At 35.9% G+C, this 22298-nt stretch carries 19 protein-coding genes; 17 read left to right on the forward strand and 2 right to left on the reverse strand.

Annotation, left to right across the window (positions count from 1 at the left end):
• Positions 1-9 precede the first annotated feature (9 nt).
• A complete protein-coding gene (locus MWU65_RS10410) occupies positions 10-1131 on the forward strand; it encodes a PQQ-dependent sugar dehydrogenase (protein WP_247077735.1) in 1122 nt (373 codons plus the stop codon).
• A gap of 168 nt (positions 1132-1299) precedes the next feature.
• On the opposite strand, the gene MWU65_RS10415 is transcribed toward MWU65_RS10410, so the two are convergent.
• Positions 1300-2112, reverse strand: coding sequence for an N-acetylmuramic acid 6-phosphate etherase (locus MWU65_RS10415; protein WP_247077738.1), 813 nt, complete (start codon positions 2110-2112; stop codon positions 1300-1302).
• 152 nt (positions 2113-2264) lie between these two features.
• Between MWU65_RS10415 and MWU65_RS10420 the strand changes: the two genes are divergently transcribed.
• Together MWU65_RS10420 and MWU65_RS10425 are read left to right on the forward strand one after the other, a co-directional pair.
• Positions 2265-3986, forward strand: coding sequence for a glycoside hydrolase family 3 protein (locus MWU65_RS10420; protein WP_247077741.1), 1722 nt, complete (start codon positions 2265-2267; stop codon positions 3984-3986).
• 3 nt (positions 3987-3989) lie between these two features.
• Entirely contained in the window at positions 3990-5066 is a 1077-nt protein-coding gene (locus MWU65_RS10425; protein WP_247077743.1) for an anhydro-N-acetylmuramic acid kinase, read from the forward strand.
• 3 nt (positions 5067-5069) lie between these two features.
• On the opposite strand, the gene MWU65_RS10430 is transcribed toward MWU65_RS10425, so the two are convergent.
• On the reverse strand, positions 5070-6278 hold the full coding sequence (locus MWU65_RS10430) for a multidrug effflux MFS transporter (RefSeq protein ID WP_247077745.1): 1209 nt from the start codon (positions 6276-6278) through the stop codon (positions 5070-5072).
• 153 nt (positions 6279-6431) lie between these two features.
• On the opposite strand from MWU65_RS10430, the gene udk reads away from it, so the two are divergent.
• The 14 genes from udk to MWU65_RS10500 all read left to right on the forward strand — a co-directional run bounded on the left by udk (position 6432) and on the right by MWU65_RS10500 (position 22290).
• A complete protein-coding gene (gene udk / locus MWU65_RS10435; protein WP_247077747.1) occupies positions 6432-7040 on the forward strand; it encodes a uridine kinase in 609 nt (202 codons plus the stop codon).
• 8 nt (positions 7041-7048) lie between these two features.
• The gene (locus MWU65_RS10440; protein ID WP_247077749.1) at positions 7049-7381 is read left to right on the forward strand and encodes a septum formation initiator family protein; all 333 of its coding nucleotides are present in this window, start codon (positions 7049-7051) and stop codon (positions 7379-7381) included.
• Positions 7374-8750, forward strand: a complete 1377-nt coding sequence (locus tag MWU65_RS10445) for a methylmalonyl-CoA mutase subunit beta (RefSeq protein ID WP_247077751.1) — start codon at positions 7374-7376, stop codon at positions 8748-8750. The genes MWU65_RS10440 and MWU65_RS10445 overlap by 8 nt, the downstream gene beginning before the upstream one ends.
• Entirely contained in the window at positions 8743-10884 is a 2142-nt protein-coding gene (gene scpA, locus MWU65_RS10450; protein ID WP_247077752.1) for a methylmalonyl-CoA mutase, read from the forward strand. The genes MWU65_RS10445 and scpA overlap by 8 nt, the downstream gene beginning before the upstream one ends.
• 176 nt (positions 10885-11060) lie before the next feature.
• Positions 11061-11834: an AAA family ATPase gene (locus MWU65_RS10455; RefSeq protein WP_247077753.1), complete on the forward strand. Its 774-nt coding sequence runs from the start codon at positions 11061-11063 to the stop codon at positions 11832-11834.
• On the forward strand, positions 11834-12739 hold the full coding sequence (locus MWU65_RS10460; RefSeq protein WP_247077754.1) for a ParB/RepB/Spo0J family partition protein: 906 nt from the start codon (positions 11834-11836) through the stop codon (positions 12737-12739). Before MWU65_RS10455 ends, MWU65_RS10460 begins: the two co-directional genes overlap by 1 nt.
• Positions 12732-13382 carry a DUF5683 domain-containing protein gene (locus MWU65_RS10465; protein WP_247077755.1) on the forward strand — a complete coding sequence of 217 codons (651 nt, stop codon included), beginning with the start codon at positions 12732-12734 and terminating at the stop codon, positions 13380-13382. Before MWU65_RS10460 ends, MWU65_RS10465 begins: the two co-directional genes overlap by 8 nt.
• 2 nt (positions 13383-13384) lie before the next feature.
• A complete protein-coding gene (gene dapB / locus MWU65_RS10470) occupies positions 13385-14086 on the forward strand; it encodes a 4-hydroxy-tetrahydrodipicolinate reductase (protein WP_247077756.1) in 702 nt (233 codons plus the stop codon).
• 104 nt (positions 14087-14190) lie between these two features.
• Positions 14191-15879, forward strand: a complete 1689-nt coding sequence (lepB, locus tag MWU65_RS10475) for a signal peptidase I (RefSeq protein ID WP_247077757.1) — start codon at positions 14191-14193, stop codon at positions 15877-15879.
• A 46-nt stretch (positions 15880-15925) separates the two neighbouring features.
• Positions 15926-16288: a four helix bundle protein gene (locus tag MWU65_RS10480; protein WP_247077759.1), complete on the forward strand. Its 363-nt coding sequence runs from the start codon at positions 15926-15928 to the stop codon at positions 16286-16288.
• A 20-nt stretch (positions 16289-16308) separates the two neighbouring features.
• The gene (locus tag MWU65_RS10485) at positions 16309-16941 is read left to right on the forward strand and encodes a WbqC family protein (RefSeq protein ID WP_247077761.1); all 633 of its coding nucleotides are present in this window, start codon (positions 16309-16311) and stop codon (positions 16939-16941) included.
• Positions 16934-17248, forward strand: a complete 315-nt coding sequence (locus tag MWU65_RS10490) for a DUF6122 family protein (RefSeq protein WP_247077763.1) — start codon at positions 16934-16936, stop codon at positions 17246-17248. Before MWU65_RS10485 ends, MWU65_RS10490 begins: the two co-directional genes overlap by 8 nt.
• Positions 17249-17611: 363 nt before the next feature.
• Entirely contained in the window at positions 17612-20851 is a 3240-nt protein-coding gene (locus MWU65_RS10495) for a DUF1553 domain-containing protein (protein ID WP_247077765.1), read from the forward strand.
• Positions 20852-20856: 5 nt separating this feature from the next.
• Positions 20857-22290 carry a DUF1501 domain-containing protein gene (locus MWU65_RS10500; protein WP_247077767.1) on the forward strand — a complete coding sequence of 478 codons (1434 nt, stop codon included), beginning with the start codon at positions 20857-20859 and terminating at the stop codon, positions 22288-22290.
• Positions 22291-22298 lie beyond the last annotated feature (8 nt).

Below are 22298 nucleotides of genomic sequence, written 5' to 3' on the forward strand. Positions count from 1 at the left end.
CGTTAAGATATGAAAAAAAGTGTTGTATGTACATATTTATTCGTTGTAATGACATCATTGTCTTGCGGCCAGGATCAAAAAAACAATGTTTTTGCGCCTGAAACTATCAATTTCACCACTGAAACAGTAGTAGACGATTTAATAAATCCTTGGGGTATGGTTTTTCTTCCTGATGGTAGCATTTTAGTGTCTGAAAAAAGTGGAAAACTGTTACGCTGTAAGGACGGTAAAAAAATTGAAATAAAGAACCTCCCAGAAATATATGAACGAGGACAAGGTGGTTTATTAGATTTAGAATTGCATCCCGATTACGAAAATAATGGATGGCTTTACTTCTCATATGCTTCCGAAGATGGTGAAGGTGAAGGTGGACATACCGCTATTATGAGGGCTAAAATTGAAAATAATACACTTACAAACAAAGAAGTAATATACAAGGCGTCACCGAATTCGACCAAAGGGCAACATTTTGGTTCTAGAATAGAATTTGACAATGACAATTACCTTTATTTTTCTATTGGAGAACGAGGTGACAGAGATACAAACCCGCAAGATTTAACCAAAGATGGCGGAAAAATATACCGGCTACACGATGATGGGAGAGTCCCTACTGACAACCCATTTGTACATAAAAATGGAGCAAAAACAGCAGCGTATACCTATGGTAATAGAAACCCTCAAGGGATGGCTAAACATTATGCGACAGGAAAAATATGGATCCATGAACACGGACCTCGCGGTGGGGACGAAATTAACATCGTAAAAAGCGGAGCTAATTATGGTTGGCCCGTAATTACATACGGTATTAATTATAGTGGAACCTCTATTACAGACAAAACTGAAATGGAAGGTATGGAGCAACCCATTCACTATTGGCTTCCTTCCATTGCACCAAGTGGAATGGCATTTGTTACCTCGGATAAATACAAAGGGTGGAAAAATAGCCTTTTGGTTGGTTCATTAAAATTTCAGTATTTAGAACGCTTGGTTATCAAAGACAACAAAGTAACCCACAGAGAAAAGTTATTGGACGAAATTGGACGGGTACGTAATGTTCGCCAAGGTCCAGATGGCTACATCTATGTTGGTGTTGAAGGCAAAGGAATTTTAAAATTGATTCCTAACAATTAGTTGATAGTTGATAGTTGATAGTTGATAGTTGATAGTTGATAGTTGAAACAACAAAATCTGCTAACTAAAGTAACAAATAAGTAAAAAACATATCCCCTATTCCTTGTTGATAATTGGCTTTCAACTTCGCACTTTTTACTTTTTACTTTGGTCTTTGGACTTTCAGCTTTACCTCCCAGCTTCAATTGCATTTTTAACGGAACCATATTTGTCTAGTAAAATTTTGGCTTGGTCATAGTCTATCTTTAGTTCTTCAACCACATAGCGAACACCTCTGTCTACTAATTTGTCATTACTGAGTTGCATGTTCACCATTTTATTTCCTTTTACACGGCCAATTTTTATCATTAAGGCCGTAGAGATCATATTTAACACCAGTTTTTGGGCTGTACCACTTTTCATTCTGGTGCTACCCGTAACAAATTCAGGTCCTACATTAACAGCAATAGCAATAGCTACCGCCTTGGTTAAAGGGGAACCTGGGTTATTAGTAACACAAGCCGTTAACAACCCATTTTCTTTTGCCTTTTTCACTCCACCTATAACATAAGGGGTAGTACCTGAAGCCGCAATACCAACCACGGTATCATTAGCGCCAATTCCTTCTAACTCCATATCTTTCCATGCTTGAAAAGCATCATCCTCTGCATTTTCAACAGATTTACGAATGGCACCATCACCACCTGCAATAATACCAATAACTCTTGTATGAGGCAATCCAAAAGTTGGTGGAATTTCAGAAGCATCTAAAACCCCTAAGCGCCCACTTGTTCCTGCTCCAATATAAAATAAGCGTCCGCCTTTAGAGAATCGTTCCGTTAGTTCATCTACAAATTTTGTAATCTCAGGAATACAGAGCGCCACAGCAGCTGCAATTTTCTGATCCTCAGCATTCATACTAGAAAGTATCTTATGTGTATCCATTAACTCCAAATCCTTATAATTGGAAGCTGATTCGGTAACTTTGATATAGTCTGACATTGATATAGTGATAAAAATTGGTTTTATTATGAATGGTTTTATTCAAATTTAAATCATTTAGCCCCTTTCTACCGAATTTAATCTAAGGTATTTATCTACACGCTGTAAAAAGCTTATTTTAGCAGGAGAACAATTTTAAAGCAGCACTCAAAATGTACCCCGAAATTAAAATAGCACAAATAAGTAAAAACCAGGTTATAAAAGGCTTGTTCCTTATTGCCTTAATTGTGTTTAGTAGTTGTAAAGAAAAAGTAGTGCCAACAGAAAATACAGTTCCTAAAAGTTTGGCAGTGATTCCGGACTATACCAAGGCCACTACCCTACTATCTAAGCGCGAAAAAATTGGACAATTTTTTATGCCAGCCGCCTATATCAATGATTCTGAAGAAGAAATACAAAGGCTAGAAAAACTTATAAAAGAAGAAAATATTGGTGCCCTCTGTTTTTTTAAAAGTAGAATTAGTGCCGCCGCTAACTTTGACGACAGTTCTTCAACTGACAATTATAGCGTTGCTAAATTAAAAGTACTAATTAAGCGTTACCAAAAAGCAGCAAAGCACCCTTTGCTAATTGCGATTGACGCAGAATGGGGACTGGCAATGCGAGTAGAAAACACGCCTCAATACCCTTATGCTATTACATTAGGCGCCATGCAAGATCACCATGATTTAATCTATGAAGTTGGCCGAAACATTGCCAATGATTGCAAAGAAGCTGGCGTGCATTGGAATTTATCTCCTGTAGTTGATATTAACAACAATCCTAATAATCCTGTAATTGGATACCGTTCTTTTGGTGAAGACAAATTTTTGGTAACGGCAAAGGCTATTGCTTACTTAAAAGGGATGCAAAGTGAAGGTGTATTGGGGTGCTTAAAGCATTTTCCCGGCCATGGTGATACAGCAACAGACTCGCATATAGGCTTGCCTGTTATAGAAAAAACCAAGGAAGAGTTACTAAATAACGAGTTATTTCCTTTTCAACAATTAATAAAGAAAGGTGTAGAAAGTGTGATGATTGGTCATTTGGCCGTACCTGCATTAACAGGAGAAAAGAATACCCCCACTACCCTTTCTGAAAAAACAATAAAAGGGGTTTTAAGAGGGGAAATGAATTTTGATAAGGTTGTAATTTCTGATGCCCTAAATATGCGTAGTGTTTCTAAACTTTACCCAACCAAGGGAGAACTGGAATGGGTCGCATTTAATGCAGGTAATGATGTTTTATGTTTTGCAGAAAACCCAAAAGAAGGCATTGAAACCATTTTGAAAAACGCCACAGAGAACCAAATTGAAGAAAGCTTTAAGCGCATCTGGAAGTTAAAAGAGAAGGTGTTTAATACAAGCATCCCAGGAACTAAGGAACGATTTACAGAAGACAGCCTAAATGCCAAAATTGCCAACCAAAGTTTAACAATGTTAAAGGGTGATAAAAATACCCTTCTGAATTTTAAGGCTGATGGTTTTGTGGGAATAGAAATATCCAAAAATACCGACAATTCTTTTTTTCAATTCATAAATAAGGAGCTTAATTCTACCTCATTCAGCTCATCAGAACGAACAATTGCTCAACTAAAAAAAGAGATTTCAACACAAGAAAATGTAGTACTTGCAATTTACCCACCTGCAATAAAACCTACAGATAATTTCGGGTTAAGCACCGAAGAATTGCATTTTATTTCAGAAATAACTGCCACAAAAAACGTTGTGCTGTATATTTTTGGCAACCCTTATATATTAAATATTTTAGAAGTGGAAAAGGCCAAAAACACTATTATAGCCTTTCAAGATTTCGAGGTTTTCCAAGAAAATGCGGCAGCACATTTTTTAGGCAAAACCGAAGCCAAGGGTAAACTTTCCGTATCTATCAATTAACCTATGAAAAAGTTTAACGTTTTAGGACTAATGTCTGGAACCTCACTAGATGGTTTAGACCTTGCCTACTGTCAGTTTTGGCAAAAGAAGGATATGTGGAACTATAAAATTAACAATACAAAAAGTGTTACCTACAGCTCAGCATTTAAAGACAAGCTTAAAAACGCAATATCCTTACCTGCTTCAGAATTATTAGAATTAAATAGTACCTATGGTGCATGGCTAGGAGAACAGTCTAAGCTTTTTATTGATGAGGGTCAACTAACCGTAGACATTATTGCGAGCCATGGACATACTACCCATCATCAACCAAACAAAGGATTTACCTATCAGATTGGTTCCGGACAGCATATCGCGAATTATACAAATTGCAAAACCATATGCGATTTTAGGTCTAATGATGTTGCATTAGGAGGACAAGGGGCTCCCTTAGTTCCTATTGGGGACAAACACCTCTTTGGTACCTATGATTTTTGTCTAAACTTGGGAGGCATTAGCAATGTGTCTTTTCAGCAAAATAACAATAGAATTGCCTACGATATTGGCATTGCCAATATGGCTTTAAATTACATGACTCAAAAAATAGACTTAGCCTATGACCACAATGGTGATTTGGCAAAAAAAGGGGAACTAAACCAGCATTTACTAGACCAATTAAACGCCTTGGAATACTACAAACTTCCCTTTCCCAAATCTACCGGATATGAATGGTTTTTAAAGGAAATTGTCCCTTTGCTAGAAGCTACAAATGATGCTTTAGAAAATATACTACACACTCTTGGAATTCATATTTGCGACAAAATTTCAGAGAACCTACTATCCCTAAAAGACAAAGCTAAAAACACGCTCTTAATAACCGGTGGCGGCGCTTTTAATGCATTTTTAATCACTACTTTGCAAGAAAAACTAGGTCCTACTTTTTCCATAGCACCTGCTAGTTCAACCCTAATAGAATTTAAAGAAGCCCTTATTTTTGCTTTTATGGGTGTGCTGAGAAATATAGGGCAAAACAATGTTTTGAGTTCTGTAACTGGTGCCACAAAAGATTCGTGTTCTGGTGTTATCTATGTTCCACAATAATACTTAGGCAATTACCCTTGAAGAATTTCTTTTTACAAACATAAAAATACCTAAAGATAAAACACCACAGATCGTTAAACCAATAAACAAAGGCAAAACGGTTGTCTTTACATAACTACCAATTAAGGTTGCAATTGGAATAGACAGCAAGGTGGAAACAAAACCATTAATAGCTGCCCCAATTCCAGCGATATGCCCAATTGGCTCCATAGCTACCGATCTTAGGTTTCCCCATATAAAACCCAAACAAAAAAATTGTAGGGCTAAAAATACAAGTAAAATTGGCAAGGATGGATTTGGTGTGTTCCAAAACAAAACAACATACAATAAACCGATACAACAAAAACCCGCTAAAGCTATAAAAAGTAATTTTCGCATACCAAAACGAAGTACTAGCGTACCATTTAAAAAGGTTGCCAAACCAATGGAAACTGCTAAGCCTGCAAAAATATAAGGAAATTCTTCAATTAAGAGATATTGGTTTTCAAAGATATGCTGCGACGCACTTAAATAAACTAAAAATGCCCCAGTAATTAGTCCAGACATAATGGTAAAGGCTACCGTTTCTTTATATTTACAGAACTCGCGCAATCCGTCTAAAAAAACTGATTTTGTAAATGGGATTTTAAAGGCCGGGTTTAAGGTTTCAGCTTGCCTTTTCCAAAACCAAATAGCAACTACTAAAGCAAAAAATAATTGGATATAAAATATTGATTTCCATCCAAAATTATCCAATGCCAACTTACCCACCGCAGGAGCTACTACAGGAACTAAGATAAAGAAAGCGGTAACAAAAGACATGATTTTAGCCATATAGTCTCCCTTGTACAAGTCTCTGATAATTGATATGGTAATGGTTCTAGGGGCAGATAAACCAATACCCTGAAGGATACGACCAACAATCATCACCTCTAAATTTGGGGAGAACACACATATGATACTACCAAGGGTAAAAATTAAAAAACCGATGTAAACCATAGGTTTTCTGCCATAACTATCTGATAAAGGCCCAAAAAACAATTGACCTAAACCCAACCCCAAAAAAATCATTGTAATCAGCAATTGATTCCTTATTGGATCTGTACTGTTAATCGCTATACCTATATGTGAAATTGCGGGCAATAAAGCATCTATAGTAAGGGCTACAATAGACATTAAAGAAGCCATTAACGCCACAAATTCAAATTGTGGTTTTACGGTTGTATTTTGCATCGGGCAAAGTTAAGTCTCTATCCCTTAAAAAAAAGATTTACCTCGCTTAATTTTAAGTTAAACTAGTCACGTTTTAAAAACAAACACAACAGGAATCATAATAAACAAAATTATATAATTTCAAATACGTATTTTTGACAAAAAAAAGATTTTATGTTAGTAATAGGAATAGCTGGAGGTACGGGTTGTGGAAAAACAACGGTTGTAAACCAGATTGTTAATGAGTTACCAGAAAATGAAGTATGTGTAATCTCACAAGATTCTTATTATAACGATCTTTCGCATTTATCGCTTCAAGAAAGAAAGAAAATAAATTTTGATCATCCGAGTTCAATCGATTTTAAATTACTAAAAACACATTTAGAAGCCTTAAAAAGAGGAGAAAATATTGCCCAACCTGTGTATTCATTTTTGGAATGCAATAGAACGGAAGAAACTATCCTTACGCAACCTCGAAAAGTAGTAATCGTAGAAGGTATTTTAATTATGACCGATCAGGAGATTCGGAAAATGATGGATATTAAAATATTTGTACATGCCGATTCTGACGAACGATTAATTCGGAGAATTAAAAGAGATGTTAATGAAAGAGGGTGGAATTTGGATGAAACTTTAGAAAAATATCAATCCACCATAAAACCTATGCATATCGAATTTATTGAACCTACCAAGGAACATGCAGATATCATTATACCAAATAACAAACACAATACGGTGGCAATAGATATTGTACGTACTATTATTAATGACAAATTAGTTTAATTTTTTAGATGACCTTAAAAGAACTTAAAAAGAAAAAATGGTTTGGTATTGCAACCAATATGTATGTACTTGTGCTTACCACATTTGCAATTTGGATGATTTTTTTTGACACGAACTCTCTATTTATTCACAATGAGTTAAAAGGTCAAATTGAGGATTTAGAAAAACAAAAAGAGTACTTAAAAAACGAGATTTCTAAAGATAGAAAAATTATAGAAAAACTAAAAAATCCTGAAGAATTAGAAAAGTTCGCCAGGGAACACTATTATCTTAAAAAGAAAAACGAAGAAATTTACCTGATAGAATACGCAGACAGCCTTAAAAATAATGAGCATGAGTAAGAAGGAGTTGTTTAAAGAGTTTTCTGAGGTTTCTGCCAAAGAGTGGAAACAAAAAATACAGTTCGATTTAAAAGGAGCCGATTACAATGAAGCCTTAATCTGGGAATCTCCCGAAGGAATTAAAGTAAAACCTTTTTACAATAGTGATGATATCACGGATAAAATTAAAAATCATACTGATACACCAAAATGGAATATTGGTCAGCCTATTTTTGTACAAAACGAAACAGCATCCAACCTAAAAGCCCTAGATTCCTTAGAAAGAGGAGCAGAAGACCTTGTCTTTACGATCTCTTCAGCTCAAATTAAGATTGACTCCCTTTTAAAAAGTATCCCACTGAAAAACAAAACCATCTATTTTTATTTTCAGTTTATTTCTGCTACTTACATCAAAAATCTAATAGAATATTGTAGGGATAAGGACGTTACAATTCATTTAAATATTGATATTATTGGCAATTTAGCCAAAACAGGAAATTGGTACACTAACCTTAATCAAGACCACAAAGAATTAGATACTATAGTTGCCCTATCTAAAAATTTGCCTTGGGTGCATACTATGGGTGTCGATGTTTCTACCTATCAAAATGCAGGTGCTACTATGGCACAACAATTAGCATACGCCTTGGCTCATGCCAATGAATATTTGAACCACTATAAAGAAGGGAGTATTCCAAAATTCACCTTTACCGTAAGTATTTCAGGAAATTATTTCTTTGAAATTGCAAAACTAAGGGCCCTTCGATTATTGTGGAACACCTTGGCAGAAGAATACAATACAAACGCTAATTGCACAATAATTGCGTCTCCAAGCAAACGCAACAAAACATTGTATGATTACAATGTTAATCTGCTACGCACAACAACGGAATGTATGGCTGCTTGTTTGGGGGGCGCAAACACCATCTGTAATTTAGCTTACGATGCCATCTACCACAAGGACAATGAATTTGGCGAACGTATTTCTAGAAACCAACTGCTTATCTTAAAGAAAGAAAGTTATTTTGAAATGGTTTCCAATCCGGCTGATGGCGCTTATTATATTGAATCTATAACACATCAACTTGCCGAAAAAGCCTTGGAATTATTTAAGAGTATTGAAGCGAAGGGTGGTTTTTTATCGAACTTAAAATCGCATTACATTCAAAAAAAGATTAAAGAAAGTGCCTTAAAGGAGCAAGAGCTATTCAACAATAAAAAAGAAATCTTGGTGGGCACCAATAAATATGAAAATCCCGCCGATAGGATAAAAGGAGAATTAGAACTCTATCCATTTGTAAAAACAAATGCCCGAAAAACACTCTTAGTACCAATCATTGAAAAAAGATTGGCAGAGGAATTAGAACAAAAAAGACTTCAAGATGAGTAGAAAAAATGTACAACATATTTGTCTCAAGGAGCAAGATTCTAAAGGGTCAGAACCCAAGGTAAAAACCTATAGTACAGCAGAAGGTATAGCTGTGAAATCTGTGTATACTGAGGCTGATAACAAAAAACTAGAACATCTAAACTTTGCAGCTGGAATAGCTCCAAATTTACGGGGACCCTATACGACCATGTATGTACGCAGGCCTTGGACTGTAAGACAATATGCTGGTTTTTCAACAGCAGAGGAAAGCAATGCCTTTTACAGACGCAATTTAGCCGCGGGACAAAAAGGGCTTTCCGTCGCCTTTGATTTGCCTACACATAGAGGCTACGATAGTGACCACCAGCGTGTCATTGGTGATGTTGGCAAAGCAGGTGTTGCCATAGATTCTGTGGAGGATATGAAAATATTATTTGGCGGCATTCCGTTAGATAAAATGTCTGTTTCTATGACGATGAACGGTGCTGTTCTCCCTATTCTCGCATTTTATATTGTTGCCGCTCAGGAACAAGGAGTGCCATTAAACGAGTTGTCAGGAACGATACAAAATGATATATTAAAAGAATTTATGGTGCGCAACACCTATATTTACCCACCTACACCTTCTATGAAAATCATTGCTGATATATTTGAATATACCAGTAAAAATATGCCCAAGTTTAATAGTATTAGCATTTCTGGTTACCACATGCAAGAAGCTGGTGCAACTGCAGATTTAGAATTGGCTTATACCTTGGCAGATGGTTTAGAATACATTAGAACCGGTTTAAAAACCGGGATGGATATCGATAGTTTTGCTCCCCGCCTGTCGTTCTTTTGGGGCATTGGAATGAACCATTTTATGGAAATTGCGAAACTACGCGCCGGGAGAATGCTTTGGGCAAAATTGGTGAAACAATTTCACCCAAAAAATCAGAAATCATTAACATTACGAGCACATAGCCAAACTAGTGGTTGGAGTTTAACAGAACAAGACCCGTTTAACAATGTTACAAGAACTACCATAGAGGCTGCTGCTGCTGCCTTTGGTGGTACCCAAAGTTTACATACCAATGCTTTGGATGAAGCCATTGCACTACCAACAGATTTTTCAGCAAGAATAGCACGCAACACTCAAATTTACCTTCAAGAAGAAACAAAAATAACAAAAACAGTAGACCCTTGGGGAGGCAGCTATTATCTTGAAAAACTAACAGAAGAAATAGCGCAAAAAGCCTGGACCTTAATAGAAGAAATTGAGGCCTTAGGAGGAATGACCAAAGCAATTGAAGCTGGCATACCCAAAATGAGGATAGAAGAAGCTGCTGCCAAAAAACAAGCCCGTATAGATAGTAATGAAGACGTTATTGTGGGGGTCAATAAATACCAACAAGAAAATGAAGATGATTTACAAATATTGGAAGTTGACAATGAACAGGTAAGGAAACAACAAGTAGAAAGATTAGCTGTCCTTAAAGCGACTAGAAACAACACATTGGTAACAACCACCCTTGCAAAATTGACACAAGCAGCCAAATTAACTACAGAATCTAGTACAGAAGATCAAAATTTATTAGCTTTAGCTGTAGAAGCGGCCAAAGCAAGAGCTACATTAGGAGAGATTAGTAGCGCTCTAGAAGAAGTATTTGGCAGACATAAAGCAAAAATACAATCATTTACAGGCGTGTATTCAAAAGAAATAAAAAACGATAAAAGTTTTAAAAAAGCATTAGCACTGGCAGATGCTTTTGCTGAAGCTGAAGGCAGAAGGCCACGAATAATGATTGCCAAAATGGGGCAGGATGGTCATGATCGTGGTGCCAAAGTAGTGGCTACAGGTTATGCAGATTTAGGTTTTGATGTAGATATAGGACCACTTTTTCAAACCCCTGAAGAGGCAGCAAAACAAGCCGTTGAAAATGATGTTCACATTCTTGGGGTATCATCACTTGCTGCAGGTCATAAAACCCTTGTACCGGCTGTCATAAAGGAATTAAAAAAACACGGCAGAGAAGACATTATGGTTATTATTGGCGGTGTAGTCCCCAAACAAGATTACCAATTTTTATTTGATGCCGGTGCCGTAGCTGTTTTTGGTCCTGGAACCAAATTAAGTGAGGCTGCCATTCAAATTTTAGAAATATTAATGGATTAAAGCAGAAAATATTAAAAGTTAGTAAAATAAGGCTATCCAATGATTTTTAACTGTTTTTTTAGTGTAAAAATAAAAAGCAGCCTAATTGTGCTGCTTTTTATTTGCAAACTATTAACACCATCGGTTTTATATAGTCGTAAATAATTGTATTTTTAACCCCTAAACTTACTATGATAATGGGCAAAATAATAGCCATTGCAAACCAAAAAGGCGGTGTTGGAAAAACAACCACCACTGTTAATCTTGCTGCTTCCCTAGGAGTACTAGAAAAGAAAGTATTGCTAATAGATGCAGATCCCCAAGCAAATGCAACTTCAGGGTTAGGAGTAGATGTAGATGCTATAGAAATAGGCACCTATCAATTGTTGGAACACACCAAATCTGCTGTTGAAACAATTATTAAAACCACCTCTCCCAATGTAGATCTTATACCCTCACATATAGATTTAGTTGCCATAGAAATAGAATTGGTAGATAAAGATCAAAGAGAATACATGATGCTTAAGGCCATAAAAGAGCTTAAAGAATCCTATGATTATATTCTTATTGACTGTGCACCATCGTTAGGCTTATTAACCTTAAACGCCTTAACAGCAGCCGATTCAGTTATTATCCCTATCCAATGTGAATATTTTGCATTAGAAGGTTTGGGTAAATTATTAAACACTATTAAAAGTGTGCAAAAAATACACAATCCAGATTTAGATATTGAAGGTCTTTTATTAACGATGTACGACTCAAGATTAAGACTCTCTAATCAGGTCGTTGAAGAGGTTAAAAAACACTTCTCTGAAATGGTATTTGATACAATCATTCAAAGAAATGTTCGATTAAGTGAAGCTCCAAGTTATGGCGAAAGCATTATTAAATATGATGCCAGTAGTAAAGGTGCAGCCAATTATTTAAATTTGGCAAATGAAGTAATTCAAAAAAATAAGGAAAAAGCATAATGGCGAAAGCAATAAAAAAACAGGCTCTAGGCAGAGGATTATCAGCTTTATTAAAAGATCCTGAAAATGATATCAACTCCGCATCTGACAAAAACGCAGATAAGGTTGTAGGCAATATCATAGAATTAGATTTAGATTTAATTGAGGTAAACCCTTTTCAACCAAGATCTCATTTTAATGAAGAAGCCCTGCATGAATTGGCAACTTCCATTAAAGAATTAGGGGTTATACAACCCATAACTGTTCGTAAGGTAGAATTTAACAAATATCAGTTAGTTTCAGGGGAGCGTAGGTTTAGGGCTTCTAAGTTATTGGGATTAGAAACCATCCCTGCTTATATTAGAATAGCTAATGACCAAGAGTCATTAGAAATGGCTTTGGTAGAAAATATTCAAAGACAAGATTTAGACCCTATTGAAATTGCATTATCTTATCAAAGACTGATAGACGAAATTCAGCTTACCCAAGAAAAACTGAGTGAACGCGTTGGCAAAAAAAGATCGACCATTACAAATTACATGCGGCTATTAAAGTTAGATCCAATAATTCAAACCGGTATTCGCGATGGTTTTGTAAGTATGGGACACGGTAGAGCTTTGGTTAATATTGACAAAAAATCAGATCAAATAGATTTGTACGAAAAAATTGTTGAAGGCAATTTATCGGTACGAGAAACTGAAAAAGCGGTAAAAAGTTACCAAGAGTCTGGAACCTTAACGCAACCAAAGGCTAAAAAATCATCTAAATTGCCGGTTTTCGCTAGTGAAGGTTTAGAAAATTTAAAAGACCATTTAAAGGCAAAGGTTGCGGTTACAGCTTCAGAAAAAGGCAAAGGAAAAATTACAATTTCTTTTGATACCGAAGAAGAATTTAATAGATTAAAAAAAATGATGACTGGTGCCTAAAACTCTTCTTTTACTCTTATTTTTTGTTGTTTTTGTTACCACAGCTTGGCCTCAAGACCCAGAAAATAAATCCGAACAAGAGCTAGACTCCCTTACCCTAGATCTAAAAGGGCAGGGAATTTTAGTGGATGATGCCTTATTAAACAAATACAAGAGAATAGATCCACTAGCGCCTAGTAAAGCAGCTTTTTATTCTGCCATACTCCCTGGTTTAGGGCAGATTTACAATAAAAGGTATTGGAAACTACCACTTGTATACGGTGCTATTGGTACAGGAATCTATGCCTATTCCTTTAACAACAACCAATACAATAGAGCTAGAGCCGCTTTTAAAAGGAGAAAGGCTGGTTTTATGGACGATGAATTCTATGCTCTAAATGGGCAGGAAATAGATCCAGGAAACCCCAGATTAGGGGATGACGATTTACAAAGAGCACAAGAAAATTTTCAAGAAGACCGGGATTTATCCTTGTTAATCACTATAGGATTATATGTTTTAAATATTGTGGATGCCAATGTAGATGCACATTTAAAACAATTTAATATAGACGATGACCTTAGTTTTAAGGTAAAACCCTACTTAGAATACAATACAATAACCGCAAATCCAAATTATGGACTTGCCCTACAACTAAAATTTTAAATATGAATATTGCTTTGTTTGGATATGGAAGAATGGGAAAAATGATTGAGCAGGTAGCAATAGGTCGGAACCACACCATAGTTGCTAAAATAGACATAGATACAGTAGCTATCGATTTTTCCAATATCGACGTGGCTATTGATTTTAGCCTTCCCGCTGCAGCCTTTGGAAACATTGAAAAATGTATTCATCACAATGTCCCTATTATAAGTGGTACAACAGGATGGTTAGACAAATACGATGCTGCCGTGGCACTGTGCAACAAAAACAAAGGGGCCTTTATATACGCTTCCAATTACAGTTTGGGCGTAAATATCTTTTTTGAATTGAATAATTACTTGGCAAAAATGATGAAAACCTTGTCACAGTACAAGGTATCTATGGAGGAAATTCATCACACTCAAAAATTAGATGAGCCCAGTGGAACGGCAATTACCCTTGCAGAAGGAATTATCCCAGAATCTAAATACAAAGGATGGCAGCTAAATAAAGCGGATGATGATCATATTGCAATTGTAGCAAAAAGAATACCAGAAGTACCAGGAACACATAGCATTACCTATGCTAGTGCGGTAGATAGTATTGACATAAAACATACAGCCCACAATCGCGAAGGATTTGCCTTAGGAGCAGTAATTGCAGCAGAGTGGATACTCGGCAAAACCGGTGTTTTTTCTATGAAAGATGTCCTTGAACTTAATTAAACGTTAAAAATTAGACCAAAACTCCTTGTTTATTCTAAAATAGAATAGTTTTAAAACAAGGAAACGAACAGAAGTAGATGCTTCTTAATATATAAACAAAAAAAATGAATAGTACTCAGTGGATTATTTTTATCCTAATTATACAAGTTATACACTTTTTAGGAACTTGGAAACTATATGTAAAAGCAGGTAGAAAATCTTGGGAAGCAGCTATACCGGTTTATAATGCCATAGTGCTAATGCAAATCATTAGACGCCCTAAATGGTGGGTTATTCTATTGTTCATCCCAATTATAAACCTGTTAATGTTTCCTGTTATTTGGGTAGAAACGATTAGAAGTTTTGGTAAAAATAAATTAGTTGATACCTGGTTGGTACTATTAACCCTAGGTTTTTATATCTATTACGTAAATTATGTCCTCGACGTAAAATATATTGAAGACCGTAGTATACATCCAAAAACTGGATTAGGAGAATGGGTGAGTTCTATTGTATTTGCTATTGTAGCTGCTACTTTGGTACATACTTATTTTATACAACCCTATGTAATACCAACCTCTTCATTAGAAAAAACTCTTTTGGTAGGTGATTTTCTATTTGTGAGTAAGTTTCATTATGGAGCACGAACTCCAATGACAACGATTGCAGCTCCTATGGTGCATGATACTTTACCCTTGTTAGGTATTAAATCCTACCTGAGCAAACCACAATTACCCTATTTCAGATTGCCCGGATTTCAAAAAGTAAAAAGAAATGAAATTGTTGTTTTCAGTTGGCCTGCCGATACTGTAAGGCAATTTTTTGTTAGAGAAGCCGGTGTAAAAAAACCAATTGACAAGAAATCAAATTACGTAAAACGTTGTGTTGGTCTGCCAGGTGATACTTTATCTGTAGTAGATGGTTATGTATATATCGATGGCGAAAGGACCATTTTACCAGACAGGGCAAAACCTATGTTTTACCATGCTGTAACTTCCAAATCACCACTAGATAATGCGACCATTAAACTTTTAGGCCGAAATAATTTTGCTGGTTATTCTATACGTATTCCCAAAGAAACGCTTAAAAAAGATAAGGTTGATGAACTATTAGACAAGGGAACTAATTTAGATAAAATCAAAGAAGATTCTACCTACGTATACTACGCTGGATCAATACAGGATAATAGAATAAAATCATATTTGGAGGCAGAAGAAGTAAAAACTATCAATCTCTTTAATTTAACAGAAGAAGAGGCTAAAATTGCTGAAAACTCACCAAATATTGTAAGCATTAAAAAGTTCAGTTTTAGCAATCCTAGAACTCGAATTTTTCCGCAAAACACAAATTTAGCTGGGACTGAAGATAATATCTCTCCGATATACATTCCTAAAGCCAATAGCACTATAAAGCTAAATGCAAAAAATTTACCCTTGTACAAAAAGATCATTAAAGAGTACGAAGGCAACACCCTATCACAATCGGGCAACCAAATTAGTATTAACGGTAAAGTAACAGACACATACACCTTTAAACAAGATTATTATTGGATGATGGGTGATAACAGGCACATGTCTGAAGACAGTAGATTTTGGGGCTTTGTACCTGAGAATCATATTGTAGGCAAACCTGTTTTAATCTGGATGAGTATAGACGGTATTAACGATGGACTTAGCAATTGGAAACCTCGATGGAATCGATTTTTTACAACAGTAGGTGGAGACGGTGAACCAACATCGTACTTTAAGTACTTTTTACTCCTTTTAGTGGGGTATTTTGTATTTGATTATTTTAGAAAAAAGAAAACAAGTTAATCTGTTAATCTGCTAATTCGTAGAGTTGTTTATTTGAAATAAAAATATGTATAGCTATTCATTTGAAAAATTAGAGGTTTGGCACGAAGCAAAAGAGTTTACTAAGAACATATATAAACTCACTTCTGAATTCCCTTCTAATGAAAAATTTAGCTTAACTTCCCAATTACGAAGAGCTTCAATATCGATCTGCTCAAATATTGCCGAAGGTTCAGCGAGATCCACAAATAAAGATAAAGCTCACTTTTCAACAATGGCTTTTAGTTCTGCGGTTGAAGTTTTAAACCAACTAATTATTTCTAATGAGCTGGAATTAATCAGTAATGAAAATTATATTTCATCAAGAAAGCAACTAGAAAGCATAACCAATAAATTGAACACTTTACGAAAATATCAGCTCAACAAATAAACAAATATCCAAAGCAATCAATGAACCTCCTTTTACATCCTGGTTATTTTTTAAACGTTGCTAATTTTGTGGCTATAGCAACAAATGATGTTTGTTGGGAGGTGAACGATAATTACCAAAAACAATCCTACCGAAATCGCACCTATATCGCTGCAGATACCGGAAAACTCATGCTTAACATTCCAATAAAACACATTGGTAAAGGAGCGACAAAACAAAAATACAAGGATGTTAAAATAGACAATGATTACCCTTGGCAACGCCAACATTGGAGAACTTTGGAAACGGCATACAGAACCTCTGCTTTTTTTGAGTTTTACGAAGATGAAATAAGACCTTTATATTCTAAAAAGCATCTATTTCTATTAGATTTTAACCTTGAAACTACTGCCTGTATCTGTGATTTTCTGCAACTGGATATGCCCATCCTTAAAACCACCACTTACGAAAAAACACCCACAGACCGTATTGATGGTAGATTTTTGATACAAGCCAAACAAAAAATAAATTTCAAGCAAGAATCCTATTTTCAAGTTTTTAACGACCGCAATGGCTTTATTGAAAACTGCAGCATTCTAGATTTACTTTTTAATGAAGGCACAAATACCTTATCCTATTTACAACAACATGTAATAGACCGTACCAATGCTTAGGTTTTTCTTGCATTATGGCATCCATTTTATTGTTCCCATTTTAATCGGGGTAATCTTCTTTAAAGAACAAAAAGCAAGGGCGATTCTCATTTTATTAGCGGCTATTATCATTGACTTGGATCATTTATGGGCTGAACCAATTTTTGACGCAAATAGGTGTAGTATTAACTTTCATCCCCTTCATACCTATTGGGCCATAGGGTGTTATTTTGGATTGCTATTTTTTAAGAAAACAAGAATATTTGGCATTGCCTTGGTTCTGCATATACTAGCAGATTTTGTGGATTGTTTATTTATCCGCTCATAACTAAAATTAGCACAATTAAGTCTTGCTTGCTCAAAGGTGTGTTCTATACCTAAAACCCAATTCACATCTAAAATCACCATCGCTGATTTTTCTTCATAATGTTACTCCTATGGTCTACTTAACCAACCCATTCTAGTTTCAATAGTTAGTCCTCATTATTTGGTGCGTATTTTCTTGGGATTCACAAAACCACTCGAAAATCGATAGAAAACAATGAAAACAATGAAAATAATCTCAAGTTGTTATAGAACTAACTAAACTAATGCAATCGGTTGTGCGTTACTAATAAATTTAGTAATTTTAATTACCATTATGTAAATACAGTATAAATGTGCATTACATTATGACATTACTAAATTTTACATGAAATCTTTATACAAAACGATAACCGTACTTATGCTGAACGTTATTTTTATTAAAACACCTCCATTTGGCAGCATAAAACTTAGTGGTTTAAAATTTTGTATCACGTTATTAACTCTTATAAGTATCAGTAGCTGCGGAAAAAAAATTCCAGAATATATAGCTGTTCAATACAGTGAATTACCAGAAACAATTGATTTCAATATAGATGTAAAACCAATACTATCAGACAAGTGCTATGCTTGCCATGGACCAGATGAAAACAGCAGAAAAGCAAATTTACGATTCGACACTGAATCAGGTCTTTTTAAAAAATCGAGCCTTGGGAATTATGCTTTTAAACCCGGCAGCATAGATAAGAGTGAGTCCATTACACGCATCTTAAGCCAAGACCCCACAATACTAATGCCTCCTATCGAATCACATTTAGAACTTGACACCAAGGAAAAGGCGGTTTTAATTAAGTGGATAGAACAAGGCGCACAATGGGAAAAACACTGGGCTTTTAACACCCCTCAAAAACCTGCATTGCCTACATCTATTCCCTGGGAGCCGACAAACGAAATTGATCAATTTATCTACGCAAAACTTGAAGAAAAAAAATTACAGCCTAACAAGCCTGCGGCTAAAGAACAATTGCTAAGAAGACTTTCTATTGATCTTAGGGGCATTCCTCCTTCATTAGAAGAATTAAATTTATTTATAAATGACACGGATCCAATGGCCTACGAAAAAATGGTCGATAGAATGTTGCATTCTATGGACCATGCAGAACGATTAACCCTAGAATGGCTGGATGTCGCAAGGTATAGTGATTCCCATGGGTACCATGCCGACGGAGCAAGAATGATGTGGCAATGGCGAGATTGGGTGATTGATGCGTTTTATACGAATAAACCCTATAATGAGTTTGTTACAGAGCAACTTGCAGGCGACCTACTGCCAAATGCTACTAAGAAACAAAAGCTGGCAACAGCATTCAACCGAAACCACCCAACAACTGCAGAAGGAGGAGCTATTGACGAAGAGTTTAGAGTAGATTATGTTACCAATAGAACAAATACTTTCGGAACTGCTTTCTTAGGCTTAACTGTAGAATGCGCAAAATGTCATGATCATAAATATGATCCAATCTCTCAAAAAGACTATTTTCAATTATTTGCCTATTTTAATAATATCAAAGAATTGGGAATGACCAGTAATGATGGCAATACTGGCCCCCTATTACTCTTAACTGATCCTAAATTAGACAGCATTACTACCCAATTTCAATCAAAAATAGATTCCTTAGAAACTTTAGTAAAGGCATATAAAAAACCGTTTATTGCCGACGCCAGCTTTAGCGATTCGAAAAAATTCGAAAAAATTGCCCCTCTAGTGCACCATTCATTTGAAAATATTACTACCAACGGAAAAAAGAAAATTTTGGATAATAATACACTAACAACTGTTAGTTCAAACTTAACCTTAGCCGAAGGTATAAAAGGTAAAGCTGCTGTTTTCGATAATCAATATGATCAAATTGCTATTACAAAATTAGCACCTTTTCAGATAGCTGATCCCTTTTCGGTTTCGGTTTGGGTTTATTTGGATAAACGTATTCCAGAAAAAACAATGACTGTGGTAGGTAATTCAAGTGTTAAGAGTGAGCTATACAGAGGGTGGGATATCCATATTGATTCTAATGGGCAAGTATCTTCACGATTAATTAGTGCGCTGCCAAACAATTACCTTCATGTTAAAACAAACGATTCTATTCCGATTAACGAATGGACACATCTATTAATGACCTATGACGGATCTAAGTCGGCCTCAGGACTCAATATCTATATTAATGGTAAAGAAAAAAATCAATCCATAACATATAGCCACCTTTACAAAAGTATGATTCCAAATGCTAAGGGTAACCTTATTGTTGGCAAATCACTTAGAGGACAGACTGGGGATAATGGTATTTTTGAAGGAAAGATTGATGAGTTGTCTATCTACAATTTTGAGATTTTACCATTGCAAGTTGCTACTATCTATACCCAATCTAAAGCAACTACTATTCCTAGCGCATGGCAACCCAATGAAACTGACTATACAGCATTACAATCGCATCTAAAGCAGCTTAGAAATGAAAAACTAAAGGCTATAGATACGGTAAAGGAAATAATGGTCATGGAAGAAATGCCCATACAAAGAAAAACGTATATTTTACAAAGGGGCGAATATAATATGCTTGGGCCAGAAGTGGAACGTGCTACTCCCAGTCAAATTTCTGAAAACATGCAGGAATACCCTAAAGACAGATTAGGACTAAGTCAATGGTTGTTTGATTCTAAAAATCCATTAGCAGCAAGAGTTGCTGTTAACCGATACTGGCAACTAATTTTTGGTAAAGGTTTAGTCTCTACAATGAATGATTTTGGCAATCAAGGATCACTGCCGTCTCATGCTAAATTATTAGATTATCTGGCGATAGATTTTATGGAATCTGGATGGGATTTAAGAAGGTTACTAAAAAAAATGGTACTGAGCAATACCTATAAACAATCTTCTAAAACAACAAAAAAATTACGAGAAATAGATCCTGAAAACAGCCTTTTAGCGAGGGCGCCCTCCTATAGATTGCAAGCCGAGTTTATAAGAGATAATGCCTTAAAATCTAGTGGGTTGTTAAATACGGCAGTTGGCGGAAAAAGCGTAAAACCGTATCAACCTGAAGGGCTTTGGATTGAAAAAGGAAATTTTTCTAAAGATTTGTTATATTTTGTTCAAGATCATGACGACAAACAATACAGAAAAAGCATGTACACCTTTAACAAAAGAACATCTCCTCCGCCATTTATGGAAATTTTTGATATGCCGGCAAGAGAATACTGCAATGTCTTTAGGGAGCAAACAAACACTCCATTACAAGCCTTATCATTACTCAATGACCCACAATTTGTTGAAGCTTCAAAAGCGTTGGCTTACCGAATGAAAAAAGAAGGAGGAAAATCCTTAGGTAGTCAATTAGAAATTGGTTTTCAACTCGCCTTAAGCAGAAAACCAAAGAGTACTGAACTAAAAATTATGCGTAATTTGTATACCAACGAATACGCCAGGTTTACAGATAACAAAGATAAAGCAGCTGAATATTTATCGGTGGGAGACTATAATCCACCTCCTGATTTTCCCATTGAAGAAATGGCAGCCATGACCATTGTAGCAAATACCTTATTCAATATGGATGAAATGTATACCAAAAGATAAACCTTATGTGTAATCATCACAACCCCAACTATACTAGAAGAGATTTCCTAACAAAAACTACTCTTGGGCTTGGAGCGCTCTCCCTTAGCTCTTTAATGAACGCATCCACATTGGTAGACACCAAAGGAGCGCCATTAGTAGGGAAGACCCATTTTCCTCCAAAGGTTAAACGCGTTATTTACCTCTTTCAAAGTGGAGGACCTTCACAGTTAGATTTATTTGATCATAAACCTTTATTGACAAAACTAAACGGACAAGAATTACCCGAAAGTATTCGCAAAGGTCAGCGTTTAACCGGCATGACAGCTGGTCAATCCTCTTTTCCATTGGCTGGTTCTATTTTTCAGTTCAAGCAACACGGAAAGAGCGGTGCATGGGTAAGCGATCGCATGCCGCATGTTGCTGGAATTTCTGACGAATTATGCTTTATCAAATCCATGCATACCGATGCGATTAATCATGATCCTGCTGTTACTTTTATGCAAACGGGCTCCCAATTTTCAGGAAGGCCCTCAATAGGTTCATGGGTTAGCTACGGCTTAGGTTCCGATAATGAAAACCTCCCTAATTTTGTAGTTTTAGTTACTAAAAACAAAAGGGGGCAACCGTTATATTCACGCCTTTGGGGAAATGGCTTTTTACCATCAGAACACCAAGGAACGCAGTTTAGAGCCGGTAAAGATCCTGTTTTATTTTTACAAAACCCACCAGGAGTAACAGCCGAAAGCAGAAGAAATCAATTAGATCATTTAAATCAATTGCAACAGTTGCAATACGATACATTAGAAGACCCAGAAATTAAAGCGCGCATGTCCCAATATGAAATGGCATTTCGAATGCAAACTTCTGTTCCTGAAATTATGGATACAGAGGGCGAGCCAGAACATATATACGATATGTATGGTCCTGACAGCAAAATTCCTGGCACCTATGCAGCAAATTGCTTGTTGGCAAGGCGCTTGGTAGAAAAAGATGTGAAATTTATTCAATTATACCATCAAGGCTGGGACCACCATGGAGGACTTCCAAATGGACTGCGTGAACAGTGTAAAGAAACCGATCAACCTACAGCAGCCCTTATTAAAGACCTAAAACAACGTGGATTACTAGAGGACACATTAGTTATTTGGGGTGGCGAATTTGGAAGAACAAACTACTCCCAAGGAGCACTTTCTGCAACCAATTATGGAAGAGACCATCATCCAAAATGCTTTACTTTATTTATGGCTGGCGCTGGTATAAAAAAAGGAATCGTACATGGCGCAACTGATGAGTTTGGATACAATATTGTAGAAAACCCTGTACATGTACATGATTTTCAAGCAACACTTATGCATTTAATGGGGGTTGATCATGAGCGATTAACCTATAAACATCAAGGTCGTAGATTTAGATTGACTGATGTTAGTGGCCATGTAGTAAAAGATATTTTATCCTAATTAAAAGA

This window comes from Cellulophaga sp. F20128, assembly GCF_023015805.1.
Classification (GTDB): domain Bacteria; phylum Bacteroidota; class Bacteroidia; order Flavobacteriales; family Flavobacteriaceae; genus Cellulophaga.